The sequence below is a fragment of the Candidatus Arthromitus sp. SFB-mouse-NL genome, from assembly GCF_000709435.1.
Taxonomy (GTDB): Bacteria; Bacillota; Clostridia; order Clostridiales; family Clostridiaceae; genus Dwaynesavagella.
Genome location: NZ_CP008713.1, coordinates 278935 through 297067 on the forward strand (window position 1 = coordinate 278935; position 18133 = coordinate 297067).

Here is an 18133-nt window from a genome sequence, read left to right on the forward strand (position 1 = left end):
TTGGAGGTAAAATGGATAAAATATTGTTTCCTAATCTTGGGTTGGAATTTACAGTAAATAAGATTGCGTTTTCTATCTTTGGTATAGATATCGCTTGGTATGCTATTTTAATTACTTTGGGTATTATAATAGCTATGATAATTTCATATAGAAATGCGAAGAAGATTGGGCTAGATACGGAGAAGTTTATGGATATGTTTTTCTATATGATAGTATTTGGAGTAATAGGTGCTAGGATTTATTACGTGTTATTTAATTTTAGTTTATATAAAGATGATCTTTTAAGTGTGTTTAATATAAGAGAGGGAGGAATTGCAATCTATGGTGCGATATTGTTTGGAGTTTTAACAGTTTTTATTTACACGAAGATTAGGAAACAGAAATTTTTAGATTGTACAGATTGTATAGTACCTGGACTTGCACTTGCTCAAGGAATAGGTAGATGGGGTAATTTTGTAAATCAAGAGGCATATGGATATGAAACGAATTCTTTATTTGGCATGAGTATTGTTGAAAATGGAAGAACCATAACTGTTCATCCAACTTTTTTGTATGAGAGTATGCTTAATATATTTGTATTTATTGTTTTGATGATATTTTTTAATAAGTATAGGAAAAATAGTGGAGAGGTAACCTGTATATATGGAATATTATATGGAACTGGAAGATTTTTTATAGAAGGTATGAGGACAGATAGTTTATATTTAGGTATGTTTAGAGTGTCTCAAATTGTTTCTTTAGCGTTTGTGATTATTGGAGTTGCTTTATTTATATATTTAAGAGTTAAATCTACTAAAAAGGCTTAATAGCTCACATAAATGTGAGCTATCTTTATTTTTTGAATTTGACTTATTTTGTTTTAAAGCTGAAATGTTTTTGAAGCTTTTGGCTAGCTTTCGTAAGATCCGACTTACTTGTATCAACTGCAGGTTCTATAGTAGTTTTACCAGTATTACTATCTTTTGATACATTTAATCTTAAAGTTGATGTTTGTGTAGTTTGTGTGCCTTTGCTTTGAGTAGTGCTTGTTTGTGTAGATTGATTTTTAGTTAATGGATTTTTTGATGATGTTGCAACTTGTTTTTCCACTGCCATCATTTGTTTCGTTACAGGAGAGTGTTTTTTAACAGTTGTATCAAATGCAGAGTTATTTACAAGAGAATCAGATTTAGGTATTCCTTGATAAGCTGATCCATTTGATGTTGTAGATCCTGTATTTATAGATCCTTTTGATCCATTCAAGCCTCTAGATGTAGTTACAGTAGCACTACTATTACCAGCCTTAAATTTTGAGAACCAGTTATTATTTACAGTTGATACAGATTTTTGAATACCCTGATAAGCTGATCCATTTGATGTATTTGATCCAGTAAATATAGCTTTAAGTCCACCTAAGATTCTCATAGCTTTAGCATCTTTCATATTTGATGCTGCGATTGATCCTGCACCGATAGCTGCTATTCCTGCAAGAGTAAGTGCTATTGCTTTTGTTGCTTTAGAGTTTTTTGTTTTTTTGTTCATAAAAATTCTCCTTTTTATTATGGTTACTCTAAAATTATCGTTAAATGTTGTTGTAGATTTATGGTAAGTTCTAAAATAAAAATTTTAAATTGTTTTATTTTATTTTTTATAGTGATAAAATAGATTATAAGTTTCTTTAGGAGGTGCAGGGGTATTTATAAAAATCTGTTTATAGGTACTATTTAATTATGGATAGAGATAATAAGATCATGGAAGAATCACTTAATTTTAAAAAAATTAGAAAAGGAACAATATTAAAAGGAGAGGTTGTATCATCATATAAGGATGAGGTTGTTGTTAATATAAATTATTTTTGTGATGGAATAATAAAGAAAGATGAACTTTTGAGTGAAAACTATGAAAAAGGGAGTATTATCGATGTTTATGTCGTATCTCTTGATGATGGATTTGGAAATGTAGTGCTTTCTGAGAAAAAAGCTAATTACATAGTTGTTTCAAATGAGCTTAAGGATATATTAAAAAGTGGGAGTAGGGTTTCTGTTTACGTTAAAGATAGAGTCGATTCTGGGCTTATCTGTGATTACAAAGGAATTCGTGGATTTATACCAGGATCTAGAGTATCAACGCATAGGATTGATTTAAATGATTATATAGGGAAAACTTTGGAAGCTATACTTATAGAACTCGATTTAAATAAAAATAGAGTTATATTTTCATCTAAGGAAATTGAAGTAGAGAGAAAAGAGGAAGAGAAAAGGAAATTTTTTAAATCTTTAAGTGTAGGAGATAAATTTTTAGGTACGGTTAAGAGCGTGAAAGATTTTGGAGCATTTATAGATATTTCAGGATTTCCAGCATTCATACATAAGTCAGAAGTTTCGAATAAACACAAATTTGATATTAACGATATATTAAAAGTATCGAAGAAGGTAAGTGTATCTATACTAAGAATTGATAAGGAAAATAATAAGTTATATTTAACTATGAAAGAATCTAATTATAACCCATATCTTGAATACAAAAATGATTTTGTTGAAGGGAATGTATATGATGTAGACGTAATTAAAATATTACCTTATGGTCTTGTAGTATCTTTGAATGATTATCTTACAGGATTTATTCATATAAGTGAGATTTCAAATGAGATTTTAGATTTAAATAAATTATTTAAAATAGGAGATAGCATAAAAGCAAAAATAACTTCAATTGACCATGATGAAAAGAAAATATTTCTAAGTTATAAGGATATAGATGAATGCACAAATTATGAAAAAGGATATACTGATAAGGATACCTCAAATAATACTCTAGGAGATGTTTTTAAAGATATATTTTCTAAATTAATGTAATAAGAGAGAGGAAGTTGTTACTATGAGTAGAGTTTTAGATAATATTGAACCAAGGGAAGTTTTTAAATATTTTGAAGATATAAGTATGATACCAAGACCATCTAATGATGAAAAAAGAATAAGTGATTATTTAATGAATTTTGCAAAAGAATTGGGTATAGAAGTTGTTCAAGATAAAAGTTTAAATATATACATGAGAAAGCCTGCCACTAAGGGATATGAAAATGGTAAAACTGTTATATTACAAGGTCATATGGATATGGTTTGTGAGAAAAATGAGGGGATAGATCATGATTTTTATAAAGATCCATTAAAGCTTAGAATTATTGAAGATAAAATTTATGCAACTGATACTACTCTTGGAGCTGATAATGGTATAGCTGTTGCATATATTATGGCTATAATGGCATCTAAAGATATTGAGCATCCAGAGATAGAAGCTCTTATAACTGTAGGCGAGGAAACTAGTATGGTTGGGGCTAAGAGTTTTGAGCCTAAATTTTTTAGAGGTAAATATTTAATTAATATAGATTCTGTGGATGATTCTAATCTTTTAGTTAGTTGTGCAGGTGGTTTGCGTGCAATTGTTATGAAAAAAGTTACAACTGAAGAGTTAAATGGGTGTGTTATAAGTATAAAAGTTAAGGGACTTAGAGGAGGACACTCAGGTATTGATATAAATAAGGAAAGAGGGAATGCAAACAAAATTTTGTCAAGAATTTTGATAAATGTTGAGAAAAATTATTCTAATATAAACATAGTGTCTATATCGGGTGGAGCAAAAGATAATGCAATTCCAAGAGAAGCTAAGTGTGAAATTAGGGTAGATAAGGAGGATATAGATAATGTAATACTTTCTATTAAGTCTGCAGAAGATGTTATTAGAGGTGAGTTAGAAGGAGAAGAAAATTTTTTCGTAGAAGTTTTTAAAGAAGATATTCCTCTTAGACCTGATATGATAAACTCCAAAGATTCTAAGGATTTAATAGAACTTATGTATCTTATGCCTAATGGTATTATATCAAATTCTGTAGATATAGAAGGCTTGGTTGTGACATCAAATAACTTTGGAGTTATAGAGTATGATGGAGAAACTGTGATACTTAAAAACGCAGTTAGAAGTTCAATAGGGTCTGCAATGTATAATGTTGCTCGTGAGATAGATGTATTAAGTAGAGCTTTTAGAGCAGTTACAAAAGAATCTTCTCCATATCCTGGATGGAAATATGAAAAAGATTCAAAACTACGCGATATATCACAAGAAGCATATAGGGAGATATTTGATGGTGAAATGGGAATTTATGCTATTCATGCTGGAGTTGAATGTGGTATTATAAAGGAAAAATTGCCAGATTTAGATATGGTATCTTTTGGCCCACTAGTTAAAGATAACCATACACCAGGGGAATGGGTTTCTATTTCTTCAACAGGTAAAGTATGGACTTTATTGAAAGGAATATTAAAGAAAATAAAATAGTATTGTATTAGTTAAGATAGGGAAAATGGAGGATTTTTAATGAAGACTTCAAAAATTAAGGGTAGGCGTGAAAACTTTGGTATCAAGGATTTAATGTTTATAATTTCTATGGCAAATTTACTAGTTTATGTATTATCAGTTTTCGGGAATACTAATTTGTCATTAGCTCTTGCACTTATTCCCGAAAAAGTTTTACAGGGTGAAGTTTGGAGGATTATAAGCTATATTTTTATACCACCAACGTTTAATCCGTTTTTCTTTGTGCTTGTAATATATTTTTATGTATTTATAGGACGAGAACTTGAAAGATATTGGGGTACATTTAAATTTAATATATATTATTTTACTGGTGTAGCAATAATATCTTTAGTATCTATGGTATTTAATGTACCTGTTACAAGTGTTTCAAATTTAAATATGTCATTATTTTTAGCTTATGCAATATTAAATTCCGAACACATAGTTTATTTGTTTATGATTATTCCAGTTAAGATGAAATATCTTGCTATAGTTATGTCGACTATTATTGTATATGATTTTATAAATGCGGGATTTTGGCAACTTAGAATTGTAGTATTAGCACCTATTATCAATCTTCTTATATTTTTTGTACCACTTTTTATTAAGAATACATCAAGTGGTGTTAAAGCAAGAAAACGAACACAGGAATTTGAAAGCAAAGTACTTAAGTTTGAAAAGGAGGATTCTTTTATACACAAGTGCTATATTTGCGGTAAAACCGATAGAAGCGATGAGAATATGGAGTTTAGATATTGTTCTAAATGTAATGGACATTATGAGTATTGTAATGATCATATTTTTGATCATGAACATAAATAAAAAAATAATCGGATTAATATCCGATTATTTTTATGTAAACTTATAAATAATATAGTAATATATTATTTTATAAGGGGGAATTTTAATGAAATTTAAATTACATAACATAAGAGTTTTTGTAGTTGCTCTTATATTTAATCTTTTAGGGGGTTATATTTCAAATAGGTTATTTGGAGATGTTAAGCTATTATATGATTCTTTAGAAAAACCTATATTTGCCATTCCAAGTAATTTATTTCCTATATTATGGGGAATAATTTATGTGCTTATTGCTGTAGCGGTTTATTTAAATTATAAAAATGGTGGTAGAAATTTTATTGCATATGTTTTATCTATGCTTGTTAATTTTTCTTGGAGCATTATATTCTTTGGACAAAGACTATATGGGATAGGATTTTTTATAATATTATTGCTTATTGTGTTTTCTGTATATTTAGGTATAAAATATTTTAAGAATTCAAAAGTTGCATCGTTTATCATGTGTGTGTATATAGTTTGGTTAAGTTATGCAGGTGTGCTTAATTATTTTATATGGATGTATAATGAGATGTAATTGATAATTATATCTTAGGAGGAGTTTAATTTATGTTAATAAGAAATGGTAAAATCTATACTATGAGTGATAAGGGAATAATAGATGGTGGAGATATTAGAGTTGAGGATGGTAAAATAGTTGATATAGGTAAAGATTTAGAGATGCGTGATGGAGAAAAGGTTATAGAGCTTAATTCTGAATTTGTATATCCTGGATTTATTGATTCACATTGTCATATGGGATTGTATGAATGGGGTATGGGATTTGAAGGAGCAGATGGAAATGAAATGACAGATCCTATAACACCACAAATGAGATCAATCGATGCTATAAATCCATTTGATAAGTGCTTTGAATATGCAAGAGCAGGTGGAGTTACGACTGTTGTATCTGGACCTGGAAGTGCTAACGTTTGTGGTGGAGTATTTGGTGCTTTTAAAACTTATGGTGAGTGTATTGATAAAATGGTAGTAAAAAATCCTATAGGTATGAAGATTGCTTTTGGAGAAAATCCTAAGAGAGTTTATAATTCAAAATCTAAAATGCCGATGACTAGAATGGGTACAGCAGCTCTTTTAAGATCTTTTATAGTAGAATCCATAAATTACTTAAATAAAAAGAGGAGAGCAGAGAGTGAAAATAAAGTTTTTGATATTAATTTAAAATATGAAGCTATGATACCTGTATTAAATAGAGAAATACCTCTTAAAGCTCATTGCCATAGAGCTGATGACATTTTAACAGCTATAAGGATTGCAAAGGAATTTGATTTAGATTTAACACTTGATCATTGCACTGAAGGTCATTTAATTTCTAAATACATAAAAGAGTCTGGATATCCAGCAATTGTAGGACCAACAATGACCATGGCATCTAAGATAGAACTTAATAATAAAACATTTAATACTCCTAGTGTATTAATTAATGAAGGAATAAAAGTTGCAATAACAACTGATCATCCAGTAATAGAGGAGCAGTATCTTGCATTATGTGCAGGCCTTGCTATGAAAGATACAGGACTCAGTGAGATTGATGCATTGCGTGCGATAACTATTAATCCGGCAGAAATAGTTAATATACATGATAGGGTTGGTAGCATTGAGATCGGGAAAGATGCAGATATAGTTATATTTAATAAGAGTGCATTAGTATCAGATTCAAAATGTTTATATACAATAATTGATGGAAACATAGTTTATAGTGTGTAATAATAGGAAATAAAAAATGTAATACTAAATCTGTATTACATTTTTTATTATGGTAAGATTAGGAATGATTTTAATTGAAACGTATTGACTTTATAGATGTTTTTAAAGGTATTGGGATATTTTTTGTTATACTTGGACACATGCCAATTAAATCTGAATTATTTTCATATGTTTTCTCTTTTCAGTTATCTATATTCTTTTTTGTAGGTGGATTTTTATATAGAGATGCACATTATATAAATTCATTTTGGGACTATGTAAGTAAGAAGTTTAGGAGTATAATCATTCCATATATTATATTTAGCATAGTATCTATGATTATTTATATTTTGTATAGTGATTATCTAGGGAAAGAGTATGATATTTTAGATATAGTATGGAGTATTTTAATATCAAAGAGAAATGAAATTTATATAAATGTTCCATTATGGTTTTTAACATCATTTTTTACTGTTGAGATACTCTATTATATATTGAAATGCTTTTTTAACAATTATGTTATTTCGTTTATAATTCTTGTATTTGGTTTTATTGGAGTAGTTATTTTTAGGACAACAGGTTCTTTAAACACTTTACCATTTAGTTTTGACGCATCATTATATTTTATAATTTATTATTTTATTGGAGATTTATTTGGAGGGATAAACAAGTATTCGAATAGAGATTATAAGTATTTTTTTAGAAATTTATCTCCTATATTTATTGTTTCAATTATTGTAAATGTAATGAATTTGTTAGGAAAGATAAAACATGCAGATATTATTTATTATGATTTTGGGTTTATAATTGCCTTAATATCATATTTATTTCATGTATTTATAAGTTTAACAGGTGTTTGTACATATTTATATTTATCATATATTTTTAGATGGGTCGGGATAATAAAATTTGTTGGAAGAAATTCAATTTATTATTTTGCTTTTCATATGCCGCTATATCAAATTTTATACAATGAGGGAATATTTGATACTTTGATTGGCAATTATTTGACGTATGATATTAATTTAAATCTAATTGGGATTATTTATTCTATTATAATCATATTGATTTTGACAATGCCTGTTTTATTTATAAATTTATACAAGAGTTTAATATATAAAATTAAAACATCTATATAGCTATAGGTGTTTATTTTTTTTAAAAAATATGTTAGATTAATTGTTAATGGGTTTATTTAGAATACAGAAAAGGTATTTTTACATATTATGTTTAGATTTAATATAAGTGAAGAAATTATTTTCGAATTGAAGAACAAGGATTTTAAGGTAAATACATTTATAACAGATAGTTTTTTCAAAGAAGTGTTAAAGAATCTTAATGATAAAAAAATTTTTATATGTTATGGTCTTTCAAATGATTTAAGAGAAAAGTTTTGTTTTAGACTTATATACAAGTATTTTAATGATAGATATGTACGGGATTTAGATGTAGGTGTTTTTAAGATATCCAGCGTTAGTGAATTAGATGAAATCTATTTAGAAGATGAGCTACAAATTTTTTATTTTTATGATTTCTTTGGAAGTGTAAAATTTACAGATAAAAAATTTGAAAATTATATAAATAGGATAAAAAATTCTGATAATAAAATATTATTAATTAATACTAGGAGTTTTTTAAAGGAAGAAATTATTTTATCTAAATTTTTTGAATATAAACAAGACTTAGAGTGCCATAAGGACGCAATTATTGAGTTTTTGGGTGTAGATTTAAATACTGATATTGATGATTGCTGTGATTTGGATTTTGAATATCAAAACTTTAATTATATTGATAAACTTGTTTTATTTTATGTTTTTATGAATTTTTCTTATGATATTAATAAGTGGATTGATACAATGGAGAAGTACTTACTTTATAGGGATATTTTTAATGATCATAATGAATTTAAAGAAATTGTTATTAATTCATTTAGGAAGTTAGAAGATTGTTTTATATGTGTTTATGACAATAGGAGATTTAATATAAAGAATCTTATAGTATATAATTTCATATTAGATAGGTTGAAAGATGATGTGAATATTATTAAAGATTTATTTAATAATATTCATAGTTATGATGATTTATATTCTGTATGCAGTATATTAAGTCAGAATAATATAAAATTATGTTATACTTTATATGAATACGAAAATAATTTTAAAGATAATTTACATAATATAGTTTTGTATAATGATTGTGTGGATGCGGTTTTACTTCTTAAAACAGTGTTTATATCTTTTTATGTACTTGATTTGTATGATATAGATATAATAGAAAATTTGAATGTAAGAATAACTTATTCTAAGCTTAATATAGATAGTGCGATAGAGTATTTTTTTTCTATAAGTAATTATAATGAGTTTATGATTAGTGGTGAAATATTTAGGAATAAACTCTTAAATTTAGTTTATGAACATGAGATTGAAAGTAGTTCTGAGTTTTATAATTATAGTTTTAAATATTATTTATTTGTAAGTGAGTTTTATAAGTTATATGGTAATATAGATAATGATGGATTACTAAATTTGAGAAACCAATTTGATATATTAATAAGTATAATTTTAAATAATATAAATTCATATTTTACGGTTGAATACTTTAATATTAGTAGTGAAATTAGAGATTCTTTAATAGATTTAAAGGAGCTTATTGATAAGTATAATGTAAGATTTATATTTGATAGGAATGTTTATGAGTTTTTTAATTTTATAGAGGACAAGTTATTAGATTTAATAAATAATGTTGATAGTTTTATGCCGAGAAATGTAGAGGAGTATCATAATTTAAAATATTTTGGTAGTGAACTTGAGAGGAATGAGGATTTTATAGAGAATGTTTTTACCACTATAAATTTAAAAAGTATTATTGAAAGAATAAATGAAAAAATTTGTTTATTTGAAGCATAAAAGAACAAATTTTTTAGTGATGATATAGTATAATAATTTTAAAGCAAGTGAGATTTTAGTTGTATTTTTAAGTTATTATAATTTTAAGGGGTGTCTAAGTGAACAATAACGACATAATAAACAATAATATTGATGTTATTATAAGGGGCATTTGTTGTTATGATTGTAAAAATAGAGGAGAGTATAACGAGTGCGAAATATATGGGAAGATTCCAAATAGTATTTTAAAAGAGCAGGAAGATTGTTCTTTTTTTCATAGTTAATTTTAAATAATAACATGAGCATAAAAGTGCTCATGTTATTATTCAGTATAAGAAATGGATTCAATATCTTTAAGCTTATTTTGTATTTTTTTAGTTTTATTATCAGATAAGGAAATTAAATCATTACTAACTTGTTCTAATTTATTTTTTGCTTTTTCCAATATAGTCGAAAAACTCTCAAATTCTTTTTTGACCTCTCCTAGTACTTTCCAAACTTTACTTGAATGTTTTTCAATTGAGATTGTTTTAAATGCCAAATTTAAGCTGTTTAATAGTGCGTATAGTGTAGTTGGACCTGTTATTATTATTTTATATTCTCTTTGTATAAATTCTATTAAATTAACTCTTTTTGATATTTCAGAATAAAGGCTTTCTATAGGTAAAAACAGTATTGCAAAGTCAGTTGTATTATTTAAATCTATGTATTTTTCATTTATATCTTTTGAAAATTTTTTAATCGATGTTTCCAAAAGTTTTGAGTATTTTTCTATGTTATCTTTGTCTGAAGACTCATATGATTCCACAAGTTTTGAATAGTTATCGAGAGGAAATTTTGAGTCAATTGGAAGAAGTAGTTCTTTATTTGAATTTTTTGAAGGTATCTTTAGTGCAAATTCAACACGATCTTTTGAATTATTTTTTGTTATAACGTTTTTAATATATTGATTTTCATTTAATGTTTGTGAAAGAAGATTTTCTAATTGGTATTCTCCTATTATTCCTCTAGTTTTTACATTAGATAAAATTTTTCTGAGATCATTTATTGATATAAATAATGTATTTATTTCTCCTATGCCTTTATATAAAACTTCCAAACGGTTACTAACTATTTCAAATGATTTAGATAATCTATTATCAAAAGTTTGTTGTAATTTTTCATCAACTGTATTACGTATAATATCTAGTTTTTTTTCTGTAGATGAAATTAAGTTGTTTTGTGTATTAGTAATATTTTTAAGTTGTTTTTCGAGAGATATAGATATTTTTTCAAAAGATTTTGATAATTCATCTCTGTTCATTTTAGACTCTAAGAGAGTTTGTTTTTTAAGAGAATCTAAAGATGTATTTAAGTTTATATTAGTATCATTTAGACGATTTGTAATTAAATCTATGATAGATATTATTTGTGTTCTTATCTCATCTCTTAAGTTTTTTTCATACGATGTTAGGGCATTATTTAATTTAGTATTTATGTTATTTAGCGAATGTTCTGTATTTATAATGTGATTTAAATAATTGTTTGTTTGAAATTTACCTATGTATTCTCTAAGACAGAGTATTAGAAATATATTTAGTAAGACTATTATTAATAGGAAAATAATTATAATGGTATTTATCATGTGTTAATCTCCTTTTAAAATAAATTTTAATTTCTAGAGAGGTATCGATATGGAAAGGGTTTTAATATTAGATAGTAATAGTATTTTAAATAGGGCTTTTTATGCTCTTCCACTTCTTAGCTGTTCTGAAGGAATACATACTAATGGAATACTTGGATATTTGACGATGTTTTTTAAAATGCAGGAAGAATTTAATGCTACATATGTGATTGCAACTTTTGATAGAAAGGCTAAGACATTTAGACATTTGGAGTATAGTAACTATAAATCTGGTAGAAAATCTATGCCTAATGAATTATTTGAGCAACTTGAACCACTAAAAGAAATATTAAAAGTAATGAATATAAATATTTTTGAGCTCGATGGTTTTGAGGCTGATGATTTAATAGGAACATTGTCAAGAATATATGAGGAAGAAGGATTTGAACCTATAATAGTTACAGGGGATAAAGATGCACTTCAGCTTAGTTCAAGTATAACAAAAGTAATTATAACAAAAAAAGGTATAACAGATAAAGAAGTTTATAATGAAGAAAAGATGATTGAGGTATATGGAGTAACTCCAACTGAGTTTATAGATGTTAAGGCTATTATGGGTGATAAATCTGATAATATTCCAGGTGTTTCTGGTATTGGAGAAAAGGGAGCAATTTCTTTAATAAAAGAGTTTAAGAGTATTGAAAATCTTTATGAGAATTTAGAATGTTTAAAGGAAGGTAAAATTAAAAAGAATTTAATAGAAGGAATGGAGTCGGCTTTTTTATCGAAGAAATTGAGTAAGATAAATAGATTTGTACCCATTGATTTTTCTTTGAATGATATGAAAGTTTATAGTGAGTTAGACCACTTAAGAGTGTATGAATTATATAATAAATATGAATTGAAGTCTTTATTGAATAAAATAAATTCAAATAATGAGTCTTATGAAATATTAGTTAATGAAATTTCTAGTACAGAAGATTTAACAGATTTATTAAATAAGATATATAATTCTAATTGTAATTTGTATATTTATTGTGATGTTTTAGGCAATAAAGTTTCTGAGATGCATTTTGGGAATATGTATATTAATTTTAATAATGAAAATTACATATTGAAAGAGAATTTTATATGCGAAAATTTTGATGATGTGAGTAGGATTTTTTCTTCTAAGAATGATAAAATATGTTTTGATTCAAAAATGATACATAAAGTTATGCTTATAAATGGTAAAGAAGTAAATAATATAATTTTTGATTTGGTTATAGGGGATTATTTATTAAAACCAGGTAGGGAACGCACTCTTATAAGTTTGTGCAGGGATTATGTATCTGTATCTTTAGATGAGGATGATACTTGTTTAGCAGTTTCATTTTTTGAAGATATCTATAAAACTATTTTAAATAAAATAGATAAATGCAATATGAGAGAACTTTATTTTGAAATCGAACATTTATTATCTCCAATTTTAGCTAGTATTGAATTAGAAGGATTTAGGGTTTCTGTTGAGATGTTAGGAGAATTGAAGGAGAAGTTTGATATAAAAATAAAGGAACACTCTGAAAAAATATATAGTTTATCAGGCGAAGTATTTAATATTAATTCTCCTAAGCAATTAGGTAAGATACTATTTGAAAAGCTGGATTTACCAGTTATAAAGAAGACTAAGACTGGGTATTCAACTAATGCTGAAGTTTTAGAAGCTTTAATGGACAAACATGAGATTATAGAGGAAATTGTAAATTATAGACAGATAACAAAGCTACAATCAACTTACATACTTGGACTTATGGATGTTATAGATGATGATTTTAAAGTTCATACATCTTTTAATCAAACATTAACAGCTACAGGAAGATTATCTAGTGTAGATCCTAATCTTCAGAATATACCTATTAAATATCCTCTAGGTCGAGAAATAAGAAAAGCATTTATTGCGGAGAAAAATAGCTATATATTATCTGCTGATTATTCTCAAATTGAACTTAGAATGCTTGCGCATATATCAGAAGATGATAATATCATAAAAGCATTTAGAGAAAATTTAGATATTCATAAAATGACTGCATCAGAGATTTTTTCTGTTGATGAAGATGATGTAACAAGTGAGATGAGAAATAAGTGTAAGGCTGTTAATTTTGGAATTATATATGGAATAAGTGATTTTGCTTTATCTAATGATTTGAAGATATCTAAAAAAGAAGCTAGAGAGTATATGGATAGGTATTTTAATAGATATGTTGGGGTTAAGAGATATCTAGATGAAATCGTAGTTAAGGCCAAGAAAGATGGTTTCGTGACAACTATTTTTAATAGGAGAAGGGATATTCCTGAGATAAAGTCATCTAATAAAATTATAAGATCTCTTGGAGAAAGACTTGCTATGAATACACCTATACAAGGCAGTGCTGCTGATATAATAAAACTTGCCATGATAAAAGTTTACAATAGGTTAAATGAAGAAAATTTAAAATCTAAAATAATACTTCAGGTTCATGATGAACTTGTGCTAAATGTGTATGAAGATGAGATTGATAGGGTATCTTTAATAGTTAAGGAAGAAATGGAATTATGCTATGATGGGATATTAGTTCCATTGAGTATTAATTTATCTTATGGAAAAAATTGGTTTGAAGCGAAGTAGTGTTGGGGGGAATTATTTGAAAAAGATAGGGTTAACTGGGGGTATAGCTACAGGTAAGAGCACATCAGTTAGAATGTTATTGAAAAAAGGGTTTAAAATTATAGATTCAGATAAGATTGTAGGAAGTATATTAGATGAAGATGAGGAAGTTTTATTGTATATAAAAGATGAATTTGGATGCAAATTTGTTTGTAATAATAAAATCTTAAAGCGTGATTTTGGGGAATATATTTTTTCTCATGACAGCGAGAGGATAAGATACGAAGATTTTATAATGCCTAAAATTTTAAAATGCATAGATAAGGAATTTAAATTTTATGAAGAGAGTAGTGAAGATATTTGTATACTAGATGCTCCTATTTTAATTGAAAAAGGTATACATCTCTCAATGGATTATGTTATATTGGTATGGGCTAAAAGAGATCAACAAATAAGTAGAATTATGCAGAGAGATAATTTGAATAGAGAAAGTGCTATCAAAAGAATAAATGCACAGATGGATATTGATATAAAGAAGAGATTTGCTGATTTCATAATTGATAATTCGAAGGGAGAAGAATGCTTAAAGGATCAAATAAATAAATTGAGTTTATTTTTAAATAATCTCTAATTTGAATGGTGGTACAATTAAATGGTAAAAGTAAGAAATATTATTGCAATTTTAATAGGTCTTGCATTAGCCTTTTTTGTTTCTGTAAGTATTTTGAAATCTCTATATACAGTAAAATATTATAATTATATTGAGAAGTATTCTGCTATGTATGATTTAGATAAATATTTGGTTATGTCTGTTATAAAAGCTGAGAGTAATTTTGATAAAGATGCAGTATCTGTAAAGGATGCAAGAGGTTTAATGCAAATAACACCTCTAACTGCTAATTGGATAGCAGAACAAATAAATTTAATAGAATTTTCTTTAGATAAGTTAAATGATCCAGAGATTAATATATTTATGGGTTGTTGGTATTTAAATAATTTAAGGAAGGAGTTTAATGGAGATTATGTTTTGATTTTATCTGCATATAATGCTGGAAGAGGGAATGTTAATAAATGGTTAAAGAACGAGGAATTTTCTAAGGATGGTAAAAAATTAGATTATATACCATTTAAGGAAACAGAATTATATATAAAGAAAATAGGATTAAATTATAATATTTATAAATATTTGTATAGAGATAAATGATAATATAATTGACAAATAATAATAATATAATTATAATTCTAAGTATATTTATATATTTGCAGGTATGCTGAAATTGGCAGACAGGCTAGATTGAGGGTCTAGTGTGCGTATGCACGTATGGGTTCAAGTCCCTTTACCTGCACCATTTTTGATAGCGATTGTATATAGTACATCGCTATTTTGTTTTTATATTTTATAGGTGGTGTATTTTATGAGTAAAGTGTTAAAGTTAAACCCTCTTTATATGGAGAAAATATGGGGGTATGAGAAATGGATTTTATCAACTCACAAAAATGGAATTTCTTTTGTTGATTCTGATCAGAGAAATTTGCTTGAGTGTATAGGTAGAGAATTGCCTATTCTGATAAAGGAAATAAAGGCGAATAATAATCTGTCAGTACAGGTTCACCCATCAGACGATTATGCTAATAAATATGAGAATGATTTTGGTAAAACAGAGTGCTGGTATGTATTAGATGCTGATAAGGATGCAACTCTTATTTGTGGTTTAAAGGATGGAGTTACTAAAGAAGATTTTAAAAATGCATTGGAATGTTCGAATGTGGAAGTATTGTTGAAAAGAATTAATGTTAAAGTGGGAGATATGATATATATACCAGCAGGAACTGTTCATGCTATAGAAGGTGGAATAAAAATACTTGAGATACAACAATGTAGTGATGTTACTTATAGGATATATGATTGGGGAAGGGATAGAGAAGTCCATATAGATAAGGCACTGGATGTTATAAATTTTAATAGTGATGTAAATTATGGTAGGATAGAAAATTTTACAAGGTTGGAATCACCTTATTTTATAGTTGAAAAATTAATCATTGACGGGGAATACATAGATCATTGTGGTGATAATTATTGTGTTTATATTTGCTTAAATGGGAGTGGAACTATAACAATGAAAAAAAATGGAAATGCAATAAGTATATCAGAGTTAGATACAATATATATTTCTCAAAACATTGGCTGTAAAATTAACGGGAGCATAGAGGTATTAAAAGTGGTAGATAAAATCACCTTAAATTAGGTGGTTTTATTTATAGTTACAATTCAAGCGATTGTATAAACAGTTTATCAACTACGAAATCATTTTTAAAAAAAAGTAATATATTTGCCTTAGTTTTGATTTTATTATTAATTTGTATGTCATAATGTGTTATATTTTGAGTGATGTATGATGATATATCTAATATATTTTTAGCTTGTAAAATAGAATATAATTTATTAAAACCCTCTAAATTATCGGAATAATTGTTAAATAACAAGTATATTAAACAATCAATTAGATTTTTTAAAACTAAGGTTACTCTTGGCTTAGACAAACTTAGTAATTCTAATGAGGATACAAGTTCATTTTTTATCATGATAATTCCTCCCTTTGTAAATTTTTAAAAATGAATCTAAGTTCATCTTATAATAAATTTGAACTGTTTACTATTATACATTTGTCATATAAAATTGTACAGCAATTTAATATAATTTAAATTTTAACTATAGATGATACTGTGCTTAAAAAGTTAGTATATATAAAAAAGATAGTTATAATATTTTCCGAATTTGGTATAATTATTTAATATGTTAGGCTTTTAGGGTGATATTTAATGAATGAAATTAGAGATAAATATAATAAGTATATAGGAAATGAATTAAGAAACAAAATTTCAAATTTAAATATAATGATTGGTAATTTCAATAATATTAAGTATACACATAATTTGGGAATATGTACTGCGCTTGAGAAACTTTATAGAGTTTTACCTTACAAAGAAGAGGAAATTAGTTTTTTAAATAAAATTATAAACTCTATTAAGAAATTAGATTTAAATTCTATAATTACATTATGTGATGATTATGAGTTTAGATTTTTTAAGATTTATGATTATTTAATTGATAATTTAAGTCAAAAATTTTTTGATTATCATTTAGCTAGTTTATTTATAGACGTTTTATTGAATACTCACACTGTTAATGGAGTGAATTTAGCTTTATTTATATTAAGTTTTTTTAATCCTACAGGATTATGTGAATTATATATTGATAATTTGCAGGAGGATATGGATTATTTAGAGATCGGCTCTTTTGTTATATTAGATAGAAATATTATTAGTAATGAATATTTTTTAGTACTTAATTTGTTTTATAGTGGTAAAAAAATTAATTATCTTTTAAATGAATTTGGAAGAAATTGTAGTATATCTTTAGGATTATTATCATTTGTATTTTATTTATATGAAATTGATTTTTATAATTTAAATGATAACAACGGTATAGAAGATTTAAAAGTTTTAAGATATTTAAATAACTTAAGAAAGAAATTAAATCTAGTTTTTAAAAAGAACATATTTTCAAATAAGTTTATATATTTAGAACTGTTTAAGAAAGTTGAGGCTGTTATAAGTAATTTTAAGCATTTAGTGATGGGTAAAGAGGTTTATATTGATATTGAATATATACGAATTTATTTAGAATTAGTTGGTACAGGAAACAAGTTTTTTAATAATGAGGTTCAAGATTTTATAAAAAAAGAACTTATAAATAGCATAGGATATTTTAATATTAAAAAATGTAAAGACATATTTACTATATATGATATGTTAAATATAAATATTTCAGATATTATTAATGAATTAATTATAGAAAATTATGATAATGTTACATTTGCAGATTTATTATTTAGATCTATTAGGGAATATAGATATGGAATAGATATAGTTAGATATTTCGAGAATACATTTTATTTTAATAAATTGATATATAATAGAAAGATAATTACAACTGTATTAAGAGTGTTAGTTTTGATATACGAAAAAAATCAATCAGTTAGTGATGTTGGACTTAGGATTGTACGAAGTGTAATTAATGATAAGCATTTATATCTTACATATAGTGATTATGTAAAATATTTTGCTATTAAGATTATAGAAAGGGGGTAG

At 26.1% G+C, this 18133-nt stretch carries 17 protein-coding genes and 1 tRNA gene; 15 read left to right on the forward strand and 3 right to left on the reverse strand.

Annotated elements, in window-relative coordinates:
* Window positions 1-11: 11 nt before the first annotated feature.
* The gene (gene lgt / locus SFBMNL_RS01315) at window positions 12-806 is read left to right on the forward strand and encodes a prolipoprotein diacylglyceryl transferase (protein WP_005807249.1); all 795 of its coding nucleotides are present in this window, start codon (window positions 12-14) and stop codon (window positions 804-806) included.
* 43 nt (window positions 807-849) lie between these two features.
* On the opposite strand, the gene SFBMNL_RS01320 is transcribed toward lgt, so the two are convergent.
* Complete coding sequence (locus tag SFBMNL_RS01320) at window positions 850-1521, reverse strand: hypothetical protein (protein WP_042294168.1); 672 nt, start codon at window positions 1519-1521, stop codon at window positions 850-852.
* Between the two features lie 188 nt (window positions 1522-1709).
* Between SFBMNL_RS01320 and SFBMNL_RS01325 the strand changes: the two genes are divergently transcribed.
* The 8 genes from SFBMNL_RS01325 to SFBMNL_RS08355 all read left to right on the forward strand — a co-directional run bounded on the left by SFBMNL_RS01325 (window position 1710) and on the right by SFBMNL_RS08355 (window position 10039).
* Window positions 1710-2831 carry a 30S ribosomal protein S1 gene (locus SFBMNL_RS01325; protein ID WP_042294169.1) on the forward strand — a complete coding sequence of 374 codons (1122 nt, stop codon included), beginning with the start codon at window positions 1710-1712 and terminating at the stop codon, window positions 2829-2831.
* 22 nt (window positions 2832-2853) lie between these two features.
* Window positions 2854-4308: an aminoacyl-histidine dipeptidase gene (locus SFBMNL_RS01330; protein WP_005807244.1), complete on the forward strand. Its 1455-nt coding sequence runs from the start codon at window positions 2854-2856 to the stop codon at window positions 4306-4308.
* A 39-nt stretch (window positions 4309-4347) separates the two neighbouring features.
* The gene (locus tag SFBMNL_RS01335) at window positions 4348-5148 is read left to right on the forward strand and encodes a rhomboid family intramembrane serine protease (protein ID WP_042294180.1); all 801 of its coding nucleotides are present in this window, start codon (window positions 4348-4350) and stop codon (window positions 5146-5148) included.
* An 85-nt stretch (window positions 5149-5233) separates the two neighbouring features.
* Window positions 5234-5701: a TspO/MBR family protein gene (locus SFBMNL_RS01340; protein WP_042294181.1), complete on the forward strand. Its 468-nt coding sequence runs from the start codon at window positions 5234-5236 to the stop codon at window positions 5699-5701.
* Window positions 5702-5733: 32 nt separating this feature from the next.
* A complete protein-coding gene (locus SFBMNL_RS01345) occupies window positions 5734-6891 on the forward strand; it encodes an amidohydrolase (protein WP_014017830.1) in 1158 nt (385 codons plus the stop codon).
* 74 nt (window positions 6892-6965) lie between these two features.
* Window positions 6966-8009 (forward strand): acyltransferase family protein, encoded by a 1044-nt coding sequence (locus tag SFBMNL_RS01350; RefSeq protein ID WP_042294182.1) that lies wholly within the window; start codon window positions 6966-6968, stop codon window positions 8007-8009.
* Between the two features lie 87 nt (window positions 8010-8096).
* A complete protein-coding gene (locus SFBMNL_RS01355; RefSeq protein ID WP_042294183.1) occupies window positions 8097-9776 on the forward strand; it encodes a hypothetical protein in 1680 nt (559 codons plus the stop codon).
* Window positions 9777-9874: 98 nt separating this feature from the next.
* The gene (locus SFBMNL_RS08355; RefSeq protein ID WP_005807233.1) at window positions 9875-10039 is read left to right on the forward strand and encodes a hypothetical protein; all 165 of its coding nucleotides are present in this window, start codon (window positions 9875-9877) and stop codon (window positions 10037-10039) included.
* A gap of 38 nt (window positions 10040-10077) precedes the next feature.
* Here the strand turns inward: SFBMNL_RS08355 and SFBMNL_RS01360 are convergent, their stop codons facing one another.
* Window positions 10078-11379: a DNA recombination protein RmuC gene (locus SFBMNL_RS01360; protein ID WP_005807232.1), complete on the reverse strand. Its 1302-nt coding sequence runs from the start codon at window positions 11377-11379 to the stop codon at window positions 10078-10080.
* A gap of 49 nt (window positions 11380-11428) precedes the next feature.
* Between SFBMNL_RS01360 and polA the strand changes: the two genes are divergently transcribed.
* The 5 genes from polA (at window position 11429) to SFBMNL_RS01385 (ending at window position 16227) form a co-directional block, all read left to right on the forward strand.
* On the forward strand, window positions 11429-14002 hold the full coding sequence (gene polA / locus SFBMNL_RS01365; protein WP_042294184.1) for a DNA polymerase I: 2574 nt from the start codon (window positions 11429-11431) through the stop codon (window positions 14000-14002).
* 16 nt (window positions 14003-14018) lie between these two features.
* Window positions 14019-14612, forward strand: coding sequence for a dephospho-CoA kinase (gene coaE, locus SFBMNL_RS01370; RefSeq protein WP_042294186.1), 594 nt, complete (start codon window positions 14019-14021; stop codon window positions 14610-14612).
* A gap of 21 nt (window positions 14613-14633) precedes the next feature.
* Complete coding sequence (locus SFBMNL_RS01375; protein ID WP_005807226.1) at window positions 14634-15185, forward strand: lytic transglycosylase domain-containing protein; 552 nt, start codon at window positions 14634-14636, stop codon at window positions 15183-15185.
* A 58-nt stretch (window positions 15186-15243) separates the two neighbouring features.
* A tRNA-Leu gene (locus SFBMNL_RS01380) sits at window positions 15244-15330 on the forward strand.
* A gap of 66 nt (window positions 15331-15396) precedes the next feature.
* Window positions 15397-16227, forward strand: coding sequence for a class I mannose-6-phosphate isomerase (locus tag SFBMNL_RS01385; protein WP_042294188.1), 831 nt, complete (start codon window positions 15397-15399; stop codon window positions 16225-16227).
* 16 nt (window positions 16228-16243) lie between these two features.
* On the opposite strand, the gene SFBMNL_RS01390 is transcribed toward SFBMNL_RS01385, so the two are convergent.
* On the reverse strand, window positions 16244-16564 hold the full coding sequence (locus SFBMNL_RS01390; RefSeq protein ID WP_005807222.1) for a hypothetical protein: 321 nt from the start codon (window positions 16562-16564) through the stop codon (window positions 16244-16246).
* 237 nt (window positions 16565-16801) lie between these two features.
* Here SFBMNL_RS01390 and SFBMNL_RS01395 point away from each other — a divergent pair, with 237 nt between their 5' ends.
* Window positions 16802-18133, forward strand: a complete 1332-nt coding sequence (locus tag SFBMNL_RS01395; protein ID WP_042294190.1) for a hypothetical protein — start codon at window positions 16802-16804, stop codon at window positions 18131-18133.

Coding starts and splice junctions, on each gene's coding strand:
- polA (WP_042294184.1), top strand. CDS start 11,429: ATGGAAAGGGTTTTAATATTAGATAGTAATAGTATTTTAAATAGGGCT.
- SFBMNL_RS01335 (WP_042294180.1), top strand. CDS start 4,348: ATGAAGACTTCAAAAATTAAGGGTAGGCGTGAAAACTTTGGTATCAAG.
- SFBMNL_RS01355 (WP_042294183.1), top strand. CDS start 8,097: ATGTTTAGATTTAATATAAGTGAAGAAATTATTTTCGAATTGAAGAAC.
- SFBMNL_RS01340 (WP_042294181.1), top strand. CDS start 5,234: ATGAAATTTAAATTACATAACATAAGAGTTTTTGTAGTTGCTCTTATA.
- SFBMNL_RS01320 (WP_042294168.1), bottom strand. CDS start 1,521: ATGAACAAAAAAACAAAAAACTCTAAAGCAACAAAAGCAATAGCACTT.
- SFBMNL_RS01375 (WP_005807226.1), top strand. CDS start 14,634: ATGGTAAAAGTAAGAAATATTATTGCAATTTTAATAGGTCTTGCATTA.
- SFBMNL_RS01385 (WP_042294188.1), top strand. CDS start 15,397: ATGAGTAAAGTGTTAAAGTTAAACCCTCTTTATATGGAGAAAATATGG.
- SFBMNL_RS01360 (WP_005807232.1), bottom strand. CDS start 11,379: ATGATAAATACCATTATAATTATTTTCCTATTAATAATAGTCTTACTA.
- SFBMNL_RS01325 (WP_042294169.1), top strand. CDS start 1,710: ATGGATAGAGATAATAAGATCATGGAAGAATCACTTAATTTTAAAAAA.
- SFBMNL_RS01390 (WP_005807222.1), bottom strand. CDS start 16,564: ATGATAAAAAATGAACTTGTATCCTCATTAGAATTACTAAGTTTGTCT.
- SFBMNL_RS01395 (WP_042294190.1), top strand. CDS start 16,802: ATGAATGAAATTAGAGATAAATATAATAAGTATATAGGAAATGAATTA.
- SFBMNL_RS01345 (WP_014017830.1), top strand. CDS start 5,734: ATGTTAATAAGAAATGGTAAAATCTATACTATGAGTGATAAGGGAATA.
- lgt (WP_005807249.1), top strand. CDS start 12: ATGGATAAAATATTGTTTCCTAATCTTGGGTTGGAATTTACAGTAAAT.
- SFBMNL_RS01330 (WP_005807244.1), top strand. CDS start 2,854: ATGAGTAGAGTTTTAGATAATATTGAACCAAGGGAAGTTTTTAAATAT.